This window comes from Endozoicomonas elysicola (genome assembly GCF_000710775.1).
Taxonomy (GTDB): Bacteria; Pseudomonadota; Gammaproteobacteria; order Pseudomonadales; family Endozoicomonadaceae; genus Endozoicomonas; species Endozoicomonas elysicola.
In genome coordinates this window covers 3,694,780-3,717,331 of the sequence record NZ_JOJP01000001.1, presented here as the reverse complement: position 1 = coordinate 3,717,331, position 22,552 = coordinate 3,694,780, and the positions used below count along the sequence as shown (strand labels likewise).

Here is a 22,552-nt window from a genome sequence, read left to right as displayed (position 1 = left end):
TTTCATCTTTCATGATTGCTGTCAAGGTTTGTTCAGTTGTGTGGGGAGTGGACTGCGCTAATAAAATAAACACTGAGCAGTGGTGTTTTTCATGACTTATTCACCATGATCAAAATTATTGTTATTGATCAGGCTATTAAGAATTTCATTGTCATTGTTGCCAAGACTGAGAAGGTTTACATCTTTGAAAGTTACCCGCTTGGTAATATCTCCATCCGCTTCAGGACGAATTTCCATGATGGTATCACTCCCACTGGAAACAAAGTGGAAATGTTGATCCAGACTATTATTACTATCGACAAGAATGTCATCCAGTTTCAATAGATCCCCTTCATTGGTGTTAAAGTCGGTAATGATCAGGTCAGCAGGGTTTTGATCATTGCCATTGAAATTAAAGTCAAAGGTATCAGCTCCACGATTACCAGAAACGGTAACATCATCATGGTCAATCACAAAGATATCATCACCAAGATCACCGATAAGGTTTTTCAGTGTGTTGCCTGAGTTGTATGTGGTGCCAGCAATCCCATCATTAATGGTTTGTGCGGGGTTGCCTGCTGAATCTTGCAAACTGGAGCCGGTATAACTGAAGATCAACTGTTCAGCTCCTGACAGACTGCTTCCATCAAAACTGATGGTTGCCTCCTGCCCACTGATTGCAATTCCGGAAATTGTTCTCTGTGTGTTGTTTACTGTGATAGTGAATTCGGAATTGGAGGGCGCTCCAGAGATATTCTCGGAGAAGGTCAGTACCAGATCGTTACCAGAAGCAAGGGAAGCCGTAAGCTCTGGCACTTTCAGGTCACTCTGGGCTACCGAGCCACCGGAAAGCGCATCTGTCGTTGCTGTATTACCAGCAAGGTCGCTGATGAAGCCCGCAGAGATATCAATCTCATCATTGCTGTAGTCACCACCACTGTTGTTCTCAATATCATCAGCTTTGGCTGGAGTTAACTCGATTCTCAGATGACTGTTATCAATCACACGGGCACTGAGCACATCGTCTTTGCTGAAATTCAATGCCAGAGAGCCATTCACGTTGTAACTGAACTTGCTCCAGTCAAGAATCAGTCGCAGTTCTGTTGTTTCTGCCGGGGCGCTGGCACTGAGAATATCATTAAAGCCAGTGCCTTCAAGCTGGATTATATTGGCGTCCGGATCATAGTCAGCGTTACTGATTGTGGGGGTGGGAATATCAGTATCGATATGAATCGTCTTTGAGCCAGCCAATGTCTCATCAGTGGACAGGTTATTCAACGTTGTAGAGCTGATGTCTATTGCACCACTGTTGGGACCACCACCACTGTAGAAGCGGCCGCCATTGGCATTGATACTGGTAACATCCAGGTCATTGACGGTATCGCTATTTTGAATGGTGTAGGTAAAGTTAAAGACTTTGGACTTCGTCTCATCACCTTCTACCAACGTTGCCGTTCTTCCGTTATTCAACGTCAGAGTAGGGGCTCCGGCCGTTGTATCAACCTTAACGATCTGGTCAAAGGTTACGGTTATATTGATCTCATCACCCAGCTTATAAATACCATCCGCATTTTTGGCAGAAATGTCGTTTAAGTATGCCGTATTCACAGCATGAGTCTGATGATAGGTAATCATTTTCAGCTGCTGTTCCGGCAGCTCGAATGTAGAGGGGTTTCCTGCGGGGTCAATCAACCAGCCCTGATCAAGCCGGATGTTGACATCCTCATTAACCCGACCATTAGAGCCAACCTCCATAAAGTAAGAGAATCCATCCCAGTGCAGGAACTCATAGAAAGACTCCTCTTTAAACGACACAATTGCTCGCTCGGCCAAACTGCTATTGGTGTGTCTGGAAAATGAGCTGATATCATCCTCTGTAAAGTAGAATGAGGTTGGGTTACCAAAGCGATCTTCACCCATAAACACCAGTTTTGACCAGTCTACTGCATAGTAATCACCAACACTTTCCCCTCCACCCACCGGCAGGTCCTGATTAAAGTCTATGGAGAAGTGACCATACCCGTTGGGGTCACCACTGCCTGGGCGTCCCCCTCTGAAGAAGTAATTTGTCACGGCAAGATCAGGGGCAATAGTGTCTATGTTCAGGTCTGCCTGACTGGCCAGTGGACTTGTGTCGTTGTAGATGCGGACATCATCAACCAGCCCCTGGAAATATGAACCAGTAGTAGAGAAGTCTCCGGTATGCAGTTTTGTACTGCCAACTTGTGCACCAATGTAGGTTGAAGCATGGGAGTTGACGGCTTCACCCGTAGTTGAGTCGAACTCTTCGCTATTCAGGAAGCCTTGAAGCGTGCCATCAGTGCCGTTGAGAACCAGAGAAACCGTGTGCCACTGGGTTTTATCAATACCGCTGATGTCGACGTTTAACCATTGACCATTCCAGCTGGTGGATTCACTCCAGGCGCCTATATAGAGATTGCCATTCTCGATATAAATGTTGAAACCGTTGGTTGAGCCACCTTCGTCGTAGAGGAACTGCCTGCTGTTCAAGTCATTACTTTCATCCGGTTTGAACGCAAGACTGATTGTTCTTTCAGCAATGGTTCCACTGTAACTGTTGATTTCCGTAGAGTCCCCAATAGCAACATAATCATCGACACCGTCCAGACTGAGTGCCTGACCCGTTACACCACCGGTAATCAGTGTCGCCCCACTTGTCAGGGTTGCCTGATCATTCACACTGTCATCAGGTGCGTCATCACTGACCGTTGTTCCGCTGGCTGAGTCAAAGCGCCAGTATGCCCCCATATCTTCCAGAAGATAATTGCGAAGGTCATTACCGGCAAGGTCTCTGATCGTGCCATTACCCAGATCAAACGGTTCGCCAGACAATATATCCAGGTCCGCAGTATTTTCTCCGGCACCAATCGTATAATTGAAAATCAGTTTGTTGGTTCCAGAGCCTGAAGCGTAGGAAGCCTGTGCACCTGTGTTCAAATGAAGTGCAGGTGAGCCGGTGATATTGACTGCTTCGCTGAACGTGACTTCCAGCTGTATCTGTTTGCCTTCGTTGTAATCACCATCCGCTGTAATACTGCGAACCTGCGCAATTTCAGGGACGGTGACATCAATAACACCGGTACCGGTTTGTGCCAGGGCATCATTACTGCTGGTGCCTGGCAGAGTCTCGATCAGACTGTTACCGGCATTATCAAAGATATTGACACCAGAGGGTACGGACAGGGCGGATGAAGAGGTGTAGTTAAGCGCTGTTGTGTTTTCACTGTCATTGTCACTGACGGTGTAAATAAACTTCAGGGTATCGCTGCCAGCCCCGCTTTCGTACACAGCCGTCGTACCATTATCAAGCGCTAAGGTGGGTTTGGTGCTGCTGTTGGCAGGGTCAATACCACTGATATTAACGGTCTCACTCAGCTGAATCAGAATGCAAATCTGATCACCTGGCTTGTAATGACCTGATTCATCAAGCCTGATCTGCAATACTGTTGGCGCTGCAACATCGGAGTAGTCCAGTGTCAGGTCGCTGGTCACTGCATTAGTGGCCGCATTACCAGCAAGATCTGCCAGGAACCCAGACTCTATATCGACTCCGTCTTCAGCTCCCTTGTAACCGAAAATAGTTTCCAGCTCACTGGCTTTATTGTCGGTGAACTGAATGGTCAGTGTATCGGTGCCGGCCAGTCTTGCGGAGATAATGTCTGCTGCAGACAGGGTGACATTCTGGGTAATGTTGTTATCTTTATCGATATCAATAACCAGCTTGCTCCAGTCCAGGCGACCCGCAATATTCCCCGTCATACTTTCACTGTTGTTGAGCAGTTGTTCGAACAATGTGCCTTTTAACAACAGCTGGTTGTTGTCTTCATCGTAAGCAGCACTGGTAACCGTTGTCTGTGGAGCCGTTGTATCAACAACAATATCGCTGTTTCCGGCCAGAGATTGGGGACTGTTGGTATCTGGAAGCGCAAGGTTGGCATCGTTGCCTGCTCCATTCTCAAGGCTGCTGGTGGAGCTTCCTCCCAGGAAGTCCATGTTAAAGACCAGTGAACCGGTATCCCGGTAGTTCAGGTCATCAACATTTTCACCGGCGGTTAATGTATGACGGAAGATCAGATCCCGGGAACCGCTACCAGAAACATAGACGGCATTGCCTCCATAGGGGTTACCACCATCTGGCTGTCGGTCATTCAGCATCAGCAGCAGTGGATCGTTATTTTCATCGTAGTTCTGCAGGGTGACCTTTTCACTGAAGCGAACCCGGATCTCGATCTGGTCACCGGCCATATAGCTACCATCTGCAGTAACTGCAGAAACCTCCACAACACTGGCACCATTACTGCTCACCGTAATGACGGCATCAGAGATCGCATCGGTAGTAGAGGCGTTTCCAGCCTGATCGCCAATAAAGCCGGGAGTGATGTTTAGCCTGACATCACCAGTAATCGTACTATAGCCATCATTGTTCTGAATGCGGGTAGCGCCTTCATCCAGAATGATTTCCAGACGATCATTGTGAACGGCTACCGAGCTGATATCACTTTGACTTAATGTGACGGTTTCGAAGGTGCTGTCCGGCTGCCTGAGATCAAACGAAATATTGTTCCAGTCGAAGCGGGCAAGGTCATTGCCTTGTAACACCTGCCCAGCTGATTCACTTCCCCCTAATATGGTCTCAAAACCATTGCCGGTCAGAGTCAGTATCTGGTCATCAGCGCCTTCTGGTGCGAGTGTGAGTCCAATAATACTGACCTCAGGGGCGATACCGTCGATGATCAGGTCTGATTTACTGGCCAGGGAGCCTTCAGCAGAGGCGAAAGGAACCAGCTGAGAGGCATTGTTTCCTGACAGGTCTTTGATCGAACCGTTATTCATTTTCAGAGCAGTAGCACTATATACGTCCAGTTCAGTGGATTCATCGCCTGATTGTACGGTGTATTCGAACAACAGTTCTCGTGTACCAGAACCGGAGACGAAGCGGGCTGCACGAGCTTGCTCACCGGTACCCAGCATCATAATAGGCTCTCCGGTGACTTCGACAGGCTCATCAAAGCAGACCTGCAGGCGAACCACTGAACCAATAGCGTACTCACCATTAGCACTCAAGCTGAATATTTCAGTAACACTAGGGGCAACGCCATCCGGAGGAAGAACAAATATCTGTACACCAGCAGTGTTGCTATCACTCATGGTATTACCAGCAGCATCCCTGAAGAATCCATCACTGGTTATACGTACCAGGTCCTGACCTTCTGCATTACCAAAGCCGGTTGTTGCGCGCAGGGTTGCCAGCTTGCTACTGCTTAATTTGATATACAGTTCCTGATCACTGACGGCAAATACTGAGCTGACATCTGACTCAGTAAAGCTGACATCGGTATTACTTCCACTGTTATTAATTATTCGCCAGGAGAATTTACTCCAGTCCAGACGACTGGTTAGATCAGTATCCGTAGGCTCTCCAGGGGAGCGAAGTGATGAGAATCCTCCACCGGTGAGAACAAGTACACCGGCCTCATAAACAACATTATTATTTAGAACACCAACCGTGGGTATCACGCTGTCAACTCGAAGGTCATTCTGCTGAGCTAACGCATCGGTGCTATCCAGAGCGGGAAGATCCAGAATGGCATTATTGCCCAGCAGGTCAGTCAGTGTTCCTCCATCCAGGCTGAGAGCGTCAGTGCTGATGGCATTGAGGTCTGCCGTTTCATCGGGTCGGGTGACGGTATAGGTGAACGACAGTGTGTCAGTACTGGAACCGCCACTATAAGTAGCAAGTCGATCCAGTATCCCGGTTTCCAGTTGCAGGGTTGGCTGACCAGTGACTTCCACACGCTCGGAGAACTGAACTTTGACAGTAATGGTATTGCTGTCTTGATACCACTGGTTATTGTCATCACTGAACACTCGAATCACTTCGGGTTGCCCTTCGGTGTTCGTCAGGTTATCCACACTGAAACTGGTAATGGCAGCAGTGTCATTACCCGCCAGATCTTCCAGACGATCATTATCCAGGGCTGTACTGCTGGCGGGAGGTGTGTAATCAATGGTCACCAGCTCACCATCATTGACGGCATCATTCAGAGTCAGCGTAATTTGCTGTCCCTGAATAGTGATGGTGGAAATCGTCTTATCCTGACCATCTGCGGTGATGGTAAACAGCGTTGGACTTATGGTTGCATTGGCATTCAGTGATTCATTCAGTGTCAATGTCAGGGTGTTACCAGTCACTTCAGCGCTGTTCAGGTTTGGAGATACAGTGTCGGTAATATTGAAAACAGTAACATCACCATGATTGAACCCCGCTGCATCAAATCCCCGCAAATCCTCAATCCTGTCAGCGTTACTGCTGTTATCACTGGAGGCTGGTGAGTAACTGAGAGAGACTGACTCTCCATCTGAGACAGAGCTGGCAAGCTGTAATGTGACCTGGTTACCGCTGATGGTTGTGCTGTTGATATTGCGTGTAACGCCACCTACCTGTACCTCGACAACAGAATCTCCGGTTAGCGTCATTGGCTGGCTGTTGCTGTTCAGATCACTGGCTGAAGAACCTGCGCCTTCCTCAAAGTCATAGGCGTGATAGGTGTCACCAGTGAGGCTGGATGTATAGGTGGCAAAATCGGCTGCATTAAACAGGTCAGATACCTCAGAAGCGCTCAGATCACGGTCAACAATCAGCACTTCATCGATCGCACCATCCATTGGGTCATCCTGAGTCCAGTTACTCTTGCCGACAAAGTTGTTTGTCCGTGTCATCACAGGAATGGAAGTGCCATTCTCTGATCCCACTTCCTGTCCATTCGCATAGACCCGGTGAGTGCCACTACTGTCAATGGTGGCTGCAAGGTGAACCCATTCCCCTTCGGTAAAGAAGTCATCAACTCGGACTCGGGTGGTTAGCGATGAGCCATTCCAGGTTTCAAAAATCAGATTATTTCCGACGCCTTCGTGGGCAAGAATAATATTGTCGTTCCCTGCTGCATCGCCAAAATCAAAAATTCTGGACCAGTTTTCTGCAAAGCTGTCATAGCGTACCCAGGCAGCCAGGGTCATGGTGCCACCGGTTGATAGTCCATTAATTTCACCGGTGCCCTCAAAACCATTGAACTCCAGACCTGTTCCCTGACCATTTTTACCCGCTCCCCATTCAATGCCGGAAAGTCCTGCACTTTCATTCAAGGCCTCGGAATAGGTCAGTGTCAGAGTGTCTCCATCCACTTCGGCATTGTTGAGGGTTGGAGGTGTGGTGTCGGTATTGTTTTCAACCAGAACACTGGTGAAGCCGGTGACATTATTACCCTGATCATCTTGCAGCGGAGAGCCTCCACTGTTGCTGGCATTGGCCATATCATAGGACAGTCGAACAATATCGGCATCGCCAACGGAGCTATCCAGCGTGAGGGTAACCTGCTGATCGGAGATATTGACGGCGGTAACGGATCGTGTGCCGCCACCCAGCAGAGAAACACTGAACGCGCTGATGTCAGGCACATCAGCACTGTCCAGAGACTCGTTAAAGTCAATCATCAGCTGAGTTCCTTCGACCGTCATATCCTGACGCACAGGTGCCATGGTGTCAGGGGTGACGGTTACACTGGCATCTGTGATCGCTGCCAGTGTATTGATGCCCGCCACTTCCTGAACCGGATGTGCTGCGGGTGTATAGCCGAGTAATAGGGTATCGCTGTTATTGATGGTTTGATCCAGGCTCAAACGGATTTCCGTGGCACTTAAGTAAGAGACATTCAGTACGTTGGCAGCATTGCCATTGATGGTCACCGTAAAGTCGTCCAGCTCCGGAATACAGTTAATATCCAGATCTTCACTGAAGGTCATGACCAGATTGACGGTATTCGCAATGATTTCCGCAGACATCAGTGTTGGCGTTACGCCTGAGAATGTCACGGACTCTGATACAGACGTTACGTTATTGCTGGTGTCTGTCTGAGTGGCTGTCACTGTCAGCTGCCCATCGGAAAGGGCATCAATATCCAGTACTTCTCCAGATAGGCTCCAGGTACCATCAACATCAACAGTGACTGTTTCAGTGACCGTGTTATAGATGGAAGCAACATTACCGGCTGTCAGGCCCTGGTCAAACACTTCAACGCCGGCAATTTCACCATTGAGGAAGCCACTGCTACCCGGAAGGCTATAGCCTAACCGAATATGAGAGTGTGATGTGAAATCAGAATGATCATAGGATCCTGAAGCAACTTCCACACCATCAACATACAGCTTCTGCCCGCCAGCGCTACCACCATAGGTATGCACAACATGGTGCCACTCACCATCATTAAAGTTTGCACCGCCATTGATAATTTCGGCTCCACCACTCTGCCAGACATAAGCTTTCAACTCGCCGTTTTCAAAATAGACTTCCCGGTCAAAAGCACTGGAACCAGTTACTACTTCAAATAAACCGCCTGCAGAGTCTGTTGTTCTGAACCACAGGGAAACGGCATGATCTGTTTCAGAAATAAAGTCAGAGTCAGCCCAGAGATTATCATTGGAACCATCAAACTGAATTGCCTGCCAGTTATCGACAGGACCATTGGTAAAGCTGAGGGTCTCATTACTGGACAGTGTGTGAGTCCCGGTCATATCACCATTCAATGTCCAGGACGCCACAGCATTCGGAACAGAGTCAGGCCTGATGTCAGGATCAATCACATCGGCGTGCCGGATCTGGATTTCTACAGAAGCGTTGGGTTCACCAATACCTGCAACAAATACCCCGCTTTTTTCCAGGGTATTGATCTGATCATCGGCCATGATGGGCGTGGTAATTGACAGAGGCCTGCTGACTATCAGTTGACCGTTGCTTTGTAACTGACTGATGATGTCCGCATTATTGTTACCCAGTGTGGTTATATCCACGTTTTCAAGGATGATTTGCTGAGTAACTTCCCCATTGGCTGTTGGGCTAAGATCAATAATGCTGTCAGAGCCTTCGGTGCGGAACTGGATGTATTGGTCGAGTGCCGTATTTTCTTCTCCTGAGAGGAGAGCGTGCAGATCCAGAATGTCTCCATTACTGCCCAGTGCGAAATCCTTAATGCGGTCAAGAGTCGGAGAGGCTGCCGTCCCTTCATCGCCAGCCTGCCAGACCAGACGGTCTCTCCCGATTCCAGAGGTGATGATATCCTCATCTGCTCCACCGGTAAGAACATCATGACCACTGGATCCGAAGATCTGGTCATCACCGGAGCCTCCATTTAGCGTATCGGATTCCGTAAGAACACCACGTAAGCTGACATTATTCAGAATGGTTCCCTGGGCATTATTCTGTCCGGGCACTTCCCTGATCATCAGTGTTTGTTGTGAACCATCACCACTGAGCGTAACGGTATGGGTTTCCCAACTGGCTCCAATACTGATGGTCTGGATGTATTGGTCACCCCACCAGACTTCCACATCACCGGAGTTGGCCGCACGGGTGTAGGCTTCAAAGGTAAGGATATAGTTCTCACCATTCAGGGTGTTGACCTGCTGGTAGATGGCATCAACATCGGAATTGTTGCCATCCAGCTCCAGCCGGGCGGTGGTATCGGTTTTGGCGGGAGCCCAGAATGCCAGTTCAATATTTGACTCACCAAAACTGTCGACCTCAATACCTGAGGTATACTGCGCAGAAGTGATACTTCCAGTGTTCAGGTTTTGCCAGTCATCGACCAGTGCCTCCTGCCAGGAACCATGGTCAACCTGCACGGTATAGTTTTCAAAATCCCCATTTTGAATGAGATTGCCACTGTTGCCGGAGTTATCAGCCAATAATCCGGAGAGGCTCACATTATTGACGACAGGCCCTCCACCACTGTTCTGGCCAGGAGGCTCCCTGAGCATAACGCTCTGTTCAGTACCATCACCGGTTACTGCAAATGTATAGGTTTCCCACTCAGTGGTACCCGGAGATACGGTGTCGACATAGATACCATCCCACCAGACTTCGATATCATTTTCGGCAACACCACTGCGACCAATGGCCTCAAACTCCAGTGTGTAGGTAGCATCATCAACAGTCGTTACTTTTTGCATCAACGAGTCAACGGCAGAGCCTGTAAAATCGAGCTCTACCCTCGGAGTGTTATCGGTGTTGCTTAACAGGGCACTGGCATTCCAGGATTCTGCTTCTATCTCTGGAAGCAACGTTGCATCCACTGTTTCACTGGTGCTGGATATTGAGGCAGTATTAATGGCTTTCCAGTGGTCCAGAGTGACTTCACGGTAGTTGCCATGATCAACAATGACAGTAAAGTCTTCAAAGCTGCCATTGCTCAAAAGCTCATCATACCGTCCACCGGTATTGAGCTGGTTGCCCTGAATAATATCGTTACCATCACCGGCATTGATCTGGTCACTGCCGGCACCACCTTCCATCAGGTCAATGCCATTACCGCCTGTTAGAGTATTATCGAGTCCATCTCCCCGGCTGATGGTGGCACTGTAACTGGTTGAAGAGCTGACATTGTTGCCTGCATCGGTAGACGTAATGCCGATATTCAGAGGGTCTGCATGATTCAGTGTTAATGCGGGTGTAAAGCTCCAGCTGCCATCATTGGTGACAGAGGTTGAGTAGTTGGTGCTGTTGATGGTGAAACTCAGCGTGGTATTGGGCTGAGCTGTACCTGTAATGACAGGCTGGAAGTCATTATTGAGCGTGACCGTTTCAATTACCGGAGGCTGTGGAGGAAGGTCATTCACCTGAATTGTGACCGTCCGTGTTATCGCAAGACCGCCGTTGTCGGTTGCGGTGATATCCAGAGAAACCGAGGACTCCGTGTCTGCGTTCAGTGTTTCTCCAGATTTGAGCTTAAGTACGCCGTTTTCTATGGTAAAACGGTTGTCGCTCAGGGTATACGTGTGAGTACCAAATGCACCATTGGATGAGTCAGCATCAGTTACCGATATGCTTCCTGATAAAGCCCCATCTTCCCACTCATTAATGAACAATCCGCCAACAGGTATCACTATTTCGGTAGGTGCTTCATTAACATCAGCCACCCGAATAGTGAAATTTTTGGTGTTTGATGCACTGAGGCCATTACCATCAGAGAGGGTGATGGTCAGATCATAGTCAGGGTCCGTTTCGTGGTCCAGTGTGGTTCCCTGGTTGATATGCAGCGAAAACTGTCCGTTATCCTCAATAATGGTGAACTTATCTGCGTCGCTGCCAGAGAGAGTAAGGTCGGCATCAACATTGTTGCCAGCGGTAACGGTGATATCGGCGACTTTAACACTGCCATCCCCGGTGTAGGTCATTTCTGCGATGACGTCTGTAGAGAGCTCCATGTTTAACAGCAGGATATCAGTATCAATGTTGGAACTGTATAGGTTAGTGCCATCAGTGGTGCCGCAATAAGCATCCGCCAGCGTTGCCGTAAAGCTCTGGCTCATACTGGCCGCTGCCGTCGTGGTTAATGTGCCGGTAATGGTAAAGGTTGCCGATTCTCCCTTGAGCAGGTCGACCAGGGTATCAATATTGCCGCTGCCAGAACTTGTCTGTCCATTGGTCGTCGTATACGTCCATGTAACGTTATCCAGACCCGATGGAGCACTCCAGTCCATCTGGGTATCAAAGGCGTGGTTATCACCCGTATTTTCTACAGTAAACTGCCAGCTGACTTCATCACCTACAGCTGCATTTGAAGGCCCTACCGGGTTGGTAACGTTCAGATCGGTAGGAACTTTGACGGAAACATTATCCACCCAGTGATAGTTGGTTGCGCCACCTGTGGCCGCCCCAAAGCCAAGCTTAAATGTGTCTGGTACAGTCTGGGAGGTATTGGCGGCATAATCGTACTGGTTATAAATGGTTTCCCAGCTGCCACCATTGTCCCAGCTCATCTCCAGTGTCAGCTTCTGCTCAGAGTCCAGGGTCAGACGCACCTTGCGCCAGTCGTAACCGTTGCCATCGCCACTGGAATCCGTGTTGAGGTCGGTATCGTCAATCCCACCAAAGGAGTCTACTTTCTGATGATCCAGGATACTGTAGCCTGTGGTGCCGTTACCGCCGTCACGAATAACAACACTGTCCTTCCGGGTTGATGAGTTGCCCGCAAAGTTGCCATATTCATCAAAACCAACCCCCAGATAAGCCTGTGAGAGACCCGATGTTGCTCCGTAAGGGCCGTACCCGAGATTTCCTCCGGTAGCGCCGGCAGTGACTGTTGTCTGGCTTCCATCCACCAGGAAGAACACCATACCGTCTGCAGCGCTGCCACCACCGGCAAAGTAATCAAACTCAACCTGAATCCCCAGCGAAGAGGAGAAGGGGGTATCCATCACAGTAAAGCCGGTTTCAGAGTTACCTAACCCGGTCAATTGCAACAACCCGCCATCGGTTGCACCGGTGACAGACGCTTTGTATTCAGCATCTCCCTGTATCGTCCAGTCCGTTGGTGACGAAACAAAGTCTTCCTCAATAGGGAAGGGGAGCTGTGTGATATTCAGGTTAACGCTGTGGGTATCGCTCTTGGCACCATCAACCCCCGTCGTATTGTTCAAGTCATTGGTCGTGATGGTAAGCATGTCACCGGTCGCATCACTTTCTGGGGTATAAGCGAGTCCTTCGAGCGCTTTTTGCACCGGTCCCTGGAGGTTAACGTGATCAGGCTCAAGGGCCTGGTTATAAATTCGAATACTGTCCAGATACTCTGCAAATAGCTGACCTCCACCGGCATTGTTGCCCAGAGTGACCAGGTCATCAGTGGCCTGATAATCACTGGTGCCTACATGCTGATTATCAATGTAGAAGTAGGTTTTTCCGCCTTCCCCGACAGCGGTTAATGTGTGCCACCCATCAGTAAGACTTGAAAGAGAATAACCGGATCCATAGAACCCGGTGGTACCCTGAGCACTGTCATTATTCCATGAGCCTAGCTCCCCGTTTTGCAACAGGACGTGATGATTCAAGGTTCCCTTGGCAAGCGTTGCATAGGTGATGCCAGTCTGTGCGGTATGAAACTCAGTGCTGATGGTCCAGCTATCACCCATGGTGAAATTACTGTCCAGAGATATCCGGTCATTGGCCTGGTCAAAGTGAGCAACACCACCCTGGGTATTGTCTTCGATCTGCTCTACGCCATTGAATGTGGTGGATATATCATGCTCATCATCACGATTGGCAGTGGCCTGGTCTGTGAATCCCAGATGGAAGTCATCCTGGTCTGCCCCAATGGCCGTGTCGAGATTCAGCTCAGGTACAATGGCAGTGTCATAAATTCGGAAATCGTCCAGGAATTCTGCAAACGGCTGACTACCACCAGACAGGTGGTTACCGATACTTTTTACATCGGTTGTGGATTGATAATCACTGGTTCCAACGTGTTCATTGTCCAGGTAGAAATAGGTTTTCCCATCTTTACCAACGGCTGTTAATGTGTGCCAGGTGTCTCCAAGATTATTCATGAAGAAGCCTGAGCCATTGAAGTTGGTGCCACCGCTGTTGTCATAAACCCCGAGTTCCCCCGTGGTGTTATGAATGATGATCTGATGATCATCGCCTTCTCCACGCGTCAGTGTGCCCCAGAGGTTGTTGTCGTGGTAAGGGTTTTTAAACTTGGTTGAAATCGTCCACTCACTGCCCAGGTCGTAGGACTGGTTCAGATTGATGTAATCGTTATTAGCATCAAACTGAATGACACCTCCTTTAACCGGATCATCTATGCGAGTTGTCCCTGAGAGTGTTCCTTCGATGCCTGTTCTCTGGTCAAGTGCTGGATCTGCAGTGTCCCGGAAGCTGAAATTAAGGTCTGCAACGGGTTCAGGGCCTTGGGTTAGCCTGCCGCGAATCGTCATGGACGACTCACCGTTTCCACCACTGATAAATTCAAGACCTTCGGTAGCCCCCAGGAATAATTTACCGCTGTTGACGGACAGGGATATCTCCATTATCTCCGAACCAATGTCGTCATCTTCTACATAGACACCGGCAATGGGGTTAAGGGAGAGTGTGGATGTATCCTTACTGGTGGGGGCGGTGATTTCAGGCAGATCGTTAACCGCTTCAACAACGATTCGAGCCGATTTGGTTTCTGTACCACCATCCTGGTATTGATAGGTTAACTGGCCAAGATCAGTGACATTGTCGTACTCTTTTGGTGCATCGTAGAGTAACCCTTCAAGCTCGGCACTGGTGAGAACATCATTAACGCCCACCGCTGTACCATCCGCTTTTTTCACAGTACCGAGACTGGGAAGTGTTGTGATGGTATAACTGTTAATACCGGTTTCTGCCGCCAGATTAATCAGGCTGTTTTCATCACCCTCCAGAACTTTGGTATTGCCCACTCTCAATGTGAAGGTATCCGAAGTGGTCAGACCATCGTTATCCGTGACAGCCACACTGACGGTATGATCCCCAACTTCGGTTGCTGCAGGTATGCCGGTAATTGCCCGGGTGATTGGGTTAAACAGGAGCCCAGCAGGCAGACCGCTGATACTGTAGGATAGGCTGTCTCCGATATCCTGATCCTTAAATGCACTCTCGGGTATGACATAGGAAAAGCTGTCTCCAACGCTGGCACTGACACCGGATGATTGATTCTGGAGCCCCCGGTCCAGTTCAGGTGCTTCATTAATGTCATTAATGTCAATCTGTACATTCGCGCTGCGGCTGTCACCCTGACTGTCTTCAACGGCAACGGTCAGGTCGTAACGACTGGCTGTTTCAAAATCGAGCGTCTTGACAACACGGATATCACCGGTGCTGTTGTCGATCTCGAAATGACCATCTTCATTGCCAGAAACAATGGAATAGGTCAGGGCGTCGCCAGCATCGACGTCCACAGCTGAAACCCGGCCAACCACTGTTGAGCCGTCACTGGCTACAGTTTCATCAACAGAGAACGTCTGGTCATCAATGGCCGGTGGTTCATTCAGGTTACCGATGCTCAGTGTGAAGGTTTCACTGAAAGAAAGTCCGGCAGAATTATTGTCTGTGGCAGTGACCGTAACATCCAGTGTGCTGCCGTCTACTTCAAAATTCAGCGATTCTCCAGCTTTGAGTTTGAGCTGGCCATTAACGACTTCAAAGCGGTTGTCGCTGACCGTGTAGTCATGGATGCCAAATGCTTCATTGCTATCATCCTGATCTGTGGCTGAGAGGGTTCCGATCACGGCACCGACAGCATTTTCTGCTATGAATGCATTGCTGAGCGTCATCGCCGTTGGTGCTTCATTGATGTCATTCACATCAACAGTTACCGAGGCGGTATCACTTAGAGCTGGAGTGCCATCATCTGTTACCTGAACAGTCAGGTTGTATTGTGCGGTTCCTTCGTGGTCAAGATTGCCAACAACAGAAATCTCACCGGTATTGCTGTCGATGGCGAAATGCCCGTCATCATTACCAGAGAGAATGCTGTAGGTTTTACTTTGGCCGACATCAACATCGGTTGCGGTCATCGTGCCAAGAACAATAGAGCCATCACTGGCTACGTTCTCATTAACCGAGAAGCTGGCATCAGAGAGCTCTGGAGCGTCATTTGTGTTTATCACATTAACAGCAAAGCTGCTCTCGGCGGTGGCTCCCTGAGAGTCGGTTGCAATGATGGTAATAGTATGAGTTCCGACATCACTGTTGTCTGGGGTTCCCGATACTTCTCCGGTGCTGGTGTTGATGGATATCCAACTGGGCGCACCAGATTTCAGGGAGTACGTCAGGGTGTCTGTAGCATCAATATCAGTGAATGCATTAGCTGGCAGCGGTAGAGTGAAGAGTGCATCTTCATCAGTACCAAACTCCCTTGGTAATGCTTCCATTGTCGCTGTTTGTAATAACAGGCTGTGGTCAACAGATTGTGTGGAAGATCCCCAGGCTCCTAGCGACAGAGTGAAGTCATCAAATGCACTGTTTCGACCATCATTCGCCACTGCATAAGAGGCAGTACTGCCATCTACGGTATATGAATCGATGACCAGAGAATCACCGGCAGTGAAGTGGCCTTCAATAATGATGTCATGAAACTGGTTATCATCCGGTACACCACCTTCAAAGCTGAAGCGGTTATTGGTACTGGCACTGGCAGGTTCTCCCAAAGAAATATTGGTCTGGCCAGATGCCATAACCGTCATGGAGATTCGGAAACCGACTTCCTTGAAGGCTGACAGTTCATCATTGGTAAAGTTGTAATACATGGTTGGCAGGTCATGAGCACCTGCACTTAGATAGTCCTGAATCAAAAAGGCTTCAGCCGAACTATTGTCACCGTCCAGGCTGATGTATTTCATATTGTCGTCAAAAGACTGAGTGTCAACGTTAGCCAGAGTAGTTTCGCGGATATCATTCTCACGGATTTCATCATTATCGAAGAAGTTCCAGCCATCGGACTCAAGATCGGTTTTGCTCTTCAGGTCTGATGCGTCAAAACTGATCTGTACCCCTACGGGCAGATTGGGCTGTGCAGTAATTGGGGTGCTGGCTACTGGAGCATCGTTGATGCCGTTCAGGGTGAATGTTATCTGATGGGTCGTGCCATCAACTGACGACACAGTAATGGTATCTGTCAGGCTTTCACTATCACCCAGCTCCTGTATTGCTGTCTGGCTGTTATCAGCGGTGTAAGTCCATGCACCAGCAGCATCAATTGTCAGAGTTCCATAGCTGCCATTGATGGTTTCTGCATTGAAGCTGGCTTCACCAATATCGTCATCGGAAATAGTTAATGAGCCAGAAGCGGTTAACGTGGCAGCACTGTCTTCGGTGAACGTAGCGCTGTCATCCCCCGCAATCACCGCCGGGTCATTCACACTATTAACGGTAATGTTGCGGGTAATGCTGCTGCTCTGGGCATCGGCACCGTCGGTATTGCCCAGGTCATTGATGCTGGTAGAGAGGGTTGCGGTGCCATGGAAATTGCTGGCTGGGTGATACTGCAGGCCATTGATGGCGGAGTTCAGGTCAGCCAGACTCCCCTGTAAAGTCATGGTCGCTGAGTTATCCGCACCGGCGGTGATGGTGACACCACTGGTCGACGCCAGCTGCAGGGTACCGTTGGTGATGGTCAGTGTTACTTCAACGGTACCGCTGCCGGAATCCGCATCGGAGAAACTGATGGTGCTGATCGCAAAGGCCTGATCTTCATTGGTCTCTCTGGAAGCTTCTTCCCAGGTCGCCCCGAAGCGCTGCAGGTCGTTGCGGGCAGGGCCGGCATCCACCACATCACCACTGCCGCCACTCATGGGGTAATAACTGACTAGGTTGCTCTCGGTGCCGTTCAGAGCGCTGTCTTTCTGGTTATCAATGTCAGTCTGCGTACGATCAGCATCCCAGACCCGGATATCGCGAATCTGGCCATCATACGCCTGTGAAGACTGGAAGCCACCGCCCACACTATCCTGCTCCTGGCCAAAGACCAGTGCACCACCATCTTCAATGGTATACCCCTGTTTTAACGTACCGCTGTACTGCTCAGTACCATCGACAAAGACCTTGGTATTACCGGTGGCACTGTCCCATGTCCATGCGATGTGGTGCCAGTTACCATCGGACACATCAATACCGGTACTCAGGTATGAGTTATCAATGCCCAGTTCAAGGTTTTCCTGGCCAAACAATAGAATCTCATTGTCACTGTTTGATGTGGCGTAGGAGAAAATACCTTCTGCTGAGCCGGTGGTTTTTACCCAGGTTTCGATGGTAAATGAAGTGCTGGGGAAGCCGGATACCGGGTTGGCAATCAGGTAATCCGATGCATTGCCCGACAATGACAGAGAGTAGTTTTGATCCAGTATTCCGGGAACCTGGTTGTACTGGCTGACATTGATGGCTGTGGTAGCTGCTGTACTGTCATCGGTTCCGTCATTGACAGTAATGCTCAGTGTGCGTTGTGCCGTGCTGCGGTCATTGGCGGTATTCTGGTAGCTAACCGATTCCAGAGCGGTTTCATAGTCTGCCAGTGTCGCCGAGCCACTGAGTGTCAGGGTGCCATTGGCTGAATCCCAGCTGCCAGTGATGCCGTTCTGGTCGGTAAATGCCAGGATATCTTCACTGCTGCTGTAATTGCCGGTGATCTGCACGGTGGCACTTTGCAATGTGGTAGAGTCCACATCGGTCAGGGTCAGATCACCATCAATAATCCTGAGGTCACCATTGGCCGTGTAGTTGAGAGCATCCAGCCCTGTGAGTTCAGCCGCATCATTAATGGCAGAGACATCGATGGTCAATGTCTGTTCTGTACTGTTGGCCAGACCATCACTGACGGTAAAACCAATAGAGGCATAGCCTGTGCCATTAGCATCCTGTGCCGGGGTGTACGACAGCTGGTTGATATTGGCAGCAGCAATGCTCTGGTTGGCACTGATCGCGGACCCGTTGAGGGTCAGTGTCCCGGCAGCAGGCAGTTGAGTGATGGTAATGGATTGCAGACTGTCATTGCTGTCGGTATCCGAGAAGCCAAAATCTGCCGTGGTAAAGGAGAGACTCTGGTCTTCATTGACACTCAGGGTACTGCTGGCAGCGACGGGAATATCATTGGTGCCATTGATGGTGAAGGTCAGCTGGTGCTCAGTACCATCAAATGAGGTGATGGTCAGGGTGTCGGTGAGGCTTTCGCTGCTGCCCAATTGTTGGATTACGGCCTGACTGTTGTCAGCGCTGTAGCTCCAGGCTCCAGTGTTATCGATGATCAGGTTGCCATAACTGCCGTTCACGGTAGCCGCAGTGAAGCTGCTCTCTCCCGCGTCAACATCGGTAATGCTTAAGGTACCGGTGGCGGTTAATGTACTGCTGTTGTCTTCTGTGAGAGTGGCACTGTCATCACCGGTGATCACAGCAGCATCATTGACACTGTTAATGGTAATGGTGCGGGTAATGCTGCTGCTCTGGGCATCGGCACCGTCAGCATTGCCCAGGTCATTGATGCTGGCGGAGAGGGTTGCTGTGCCGTGGAAATTGCTGGCTGGCTGATACTGCAGGCCATTGATGGCGCTGTTCAAGTCAGTCAGATTCCCCTGCAGAGTCATGGTTGCCGAGTTATCCGCACCGGCGGTGATGGTGACACCACTGGTTGATGCCAATTGCAGGGTACCGTTGGTGATGGTTAGCGTAACTTCAACGGTATCACTGCCGGAATCCGCGTCGGAGAAGCTGATGGTGTTGATGGCAAAGGCCTGGTCTTCACTGGTCTCCCTGGGGGCTTCTTCCCAGCTTGCCCCAAAGCGCTGCAAGTCATTGCGGGCAGGTCCGGCATCCACCACATCACCACTGCCACCACTCATGGGGTAATAGCTGATCAGGTTACTCTCGGTTCCGGTCAGGGCGGAGTCTTTCTGGTTATCAATGTCAGTCTGTGTGCGATCAGCATTCCAAACCCGGATGTCACGGATCTGACCATTGTAGGCCTGGGATGTATCGAAGCCGCCCCCAACACTGTCCTGTTCCTGGCCAAACACCAGGGCACCACCATTCTGGATGGAATGTCCCTGGGCCAGGGTGCCGGAGTATTGCTGACTGCCATCAATAAAGACGCGGGTGCTGCCGGTTGCACTGTCCCAGGTCCAGGCCACGTGATGCCAGTTGCCATCAGCGATATTAATACCGGTTGAAACATTGCTGCTACCGATATAAAGCCTCAGGTCTTCCTGGCCAAATAATAGGATTTCATTGTTATTGCTGGGCACGGCATAAGAGAACAGTCCATCTCCACTGCCAGAGGTTTTGAACCAGGACTCAATGGTAAACGAGTCCGATGGGAAATCGGACACCGGGTTAGCAATCAGATAATCGGTGGCATTTCCAGTCAGGGACAGGGAGTAGTTCTGGTCGAGTACACCGGGAATCTGGTTAAACTGGCTAACATTAATGGCGGTCGTTGTCGCGATACTGCTGTCAACACCGTCGTTAACCGTGATGCTGATGGTTCGCTGGGCGGTATCCCGGTCATTGCTGGTATTCTGGTAGCTGATGGACTCCAGGGCCGTTTCATAGTCCGCCAGAGATGCTGATCCGCTTAAGGTCAGGGTGCCGCTGGCTGAGTCCCAACTACCGTTGATGCCACTTTGATTGGTAAACGACAGGGCATCTTCGCTGCTGTTGAAATTGCCGGTGATCTGAACGGTGGCACTTTGCAGTGTGGTGGAGTCCACGTCGGCCAGGGTCAGGTCACCATCGATAATCCGGAGATCTCCGTTGGCGGTGTAGTTCAGGGTATCCAGATTCGTTACTTCAGCAGCATCATTCACCGCCGTGACATCAAACGTCAGGGTGTGCTCGTTACTGTCGAGTTGGCCATCACTGACGGTAAACCCGAAAAAGGTATAACCCGTACCATTATCATTGAGCGCGGGAGTATAAGTCAGAAGACTGATATCGGAAGCGGTAATGGACTGGTTAGCCGTGACGGCGACCCCGTTCAACAGGAGTGAACCAGCGGCTGGCAGGCTGGTGATGGTAATGGATTGCAGTGTGTCGCCGCTGTCCACATCACTGAAATTGAAATCACCGATGGTGAACGTATAACTCTGGTCCTCATTCACCGTGAGTGTGTTGTCCGCAGCGGTAGGAGCGTCGTTAACTTCGGTAAAGGTAATGGTTGCCGAGGTGGCGGCGGTGATTGCCGGGCCATCGGTCAGGGTCACCTGGTAGGCCGGTGCGGTATTGCTGCCATCGTGGGTAAAGCTGACAGTGCCATCCAGCAGCTGTTGCTGGGTAAAGCTGAAGGTACCATCACCGTTGTCGGTTGCACCGCTCAGTGAGCCATTCTGGATGTTGCTGAGGATGAACGTCAGGCTGTTGTCATCGTGGTCGGGGTCGGTTGCACTGAGATTGTCAGAACCGAGAATCACCGTAGCACCTTCGTCAATTGCTAGTTCGTTAGTGATCAGCTGCGGTCCATCGTTCACTGCGGTGATGGAAATGCCCCGGTTGACTTCGTTACTGGTGATATGGCCATCAGAGACGGTAAGGCTGATCACCCGGCCGGTAATATCGGGGTTGTCGGAGCTGTTGCTGTAAGTAACGGAGCGCAGAGCGGCTTGGTAATTGGCCGGTGAGGCATTACCGGACAGAGTGAGTGTACCAGAGGCTGCATCCCAGCTGCCGGTGATGCCGTTCTGGTCAGTAAAGTGCAGGGTATCTTCACTGGCGACATAGCCATCGCTGATGGAAACGGTGGCGGACTGGATATCCTCAACATCCAGTTCAGTCAGTTCCAGGTCGTCAGCAACAGGGCTGGCAGGATCATTTTCTGTATAGGAAACGATGCTGTCGTATAAGATATTATCTCCGCTCAGTACTGCACCCAATGTTGCAGTGCTAGTGACTTGAAGTGCTGCACTTCCGGTATTTTCCCAATAGACCAGTTCAAAACTATAAAAACCATCCGCTGGAGCTGTATATGATCCGGTTGTTGCTTCAGCGGGTCTTAAGCCGAAAAACTCACTGATGTTCTGCCCGCCAATATTGAGACGGAATCCATCGTCAGAAGTGACTGTAAAGTCATGCTGGCCGGCTTCCAGTTGAATGAAGCCTGTGAAGCGGAAACCAAGGGTTTCCATTGCGTTATTACTAATATCAGTGCTTAGCGTATGAGCATCATCCCCCAGAAATTCTCCCAGAGTTCCGAAGTTTCCATAATTCAGATTACTTGCTGTAAACGTTGCAGTAGGTGTGTTGTTGACCAGATTACCGAGGTCGGTCAGGTTATTTATTGCTGAATCAGTTTCAAAGACCTCGCCAAGTAGTCCTGAACCACCGCCAGTTGCCGGATCTCCAAGACTTAAAATAGGCGCATCATTGGTGCCGGTGATCGTTACGGTTACCACCTGATCAACAGTACCACCGTTGCCGTCATCGACTGTTACCGTGTAATTCTGAGTCAGGGTCTCACCGGCTGCCAGATGGTCAATGTCCGCATCCGGTACGCTGAAGGTCCAGTCTACCTGGCCAGTGCCATCATTGGTGGTGTTGTTGCTGACGGTTGGGGTAAAGGTGCCGAGGTAACCTGTGGTGTCGGAAGTGACGCTGACGGTCTGCACATCAGTGAGATCGACGTCGGCGATGGTAAAGGAACCATTGTCGGACAGGGTAGCGGTGTTCTCGCCACTGGCACCATCGGTGATTTCGGTCACCGCACCAGTGACATCAGTGGCGGCAGTAATGGTGGGCACGTCGTTGGTGCCGGTGATGGTCACGGTCACCTGCTGATCCACGGTACCGCCGTTGCCATCGTTGATGGTTACCGTGTAGGTCTGGGTCACCACCTGGTCTTTGGCCAGGTAATCGATGTCGGCATCGGGCACGCTGAAGGTCCAGTCCACCTGGCCGGTACCATCCCCCGTCGTATTGTTGCTGACGGTTGGGGTGAAGGTGCCGAGGTAACCGCTGGTGTCGGAAGTGATGCTGACGGTTTGCACATCGGTGAGATCCACATCGTCGATGGTAAAGGAACCACTATCGGATAGGGTAGCGGTATTTTCACCGGTACCGCCGTCGACAATTTCAGTGACCGCGCCAGTGACATCGGTGGCCGCAGTAATGGTGGGCACGTCGTTGGTGCCGGTGATGGTCACGGTCACCTGTTGATCCACGGTGCCGCCGTTGCCATCGTTGACCGTCACCGTGTAGGTCTGGGTCACCACCTGGTCT

At 50.3% G+C, this 22,552-nt stretch carries 1 protein-coding gene; it reads right to left on the bottom strand.

Going from position 1 to position 22,552, the window contains the following annotated elements; translation table 11 throughout:
- Positions 1-96: 96 nt before the first annotated feature.
- Positions 97-22,542: a LamG-like jellyroll fold domain-containing protein gene (locus GV64_RS24825; RefSeq protein WP_236632959.1), complete on the bottom strand. Its 22,446-nt coding sequence runs from the start codon at positions 22,540-22,542 to the stop codon at positions 97-99.
- Positions 22,543-22,552 lie beyond the last annotated feature (10 nt).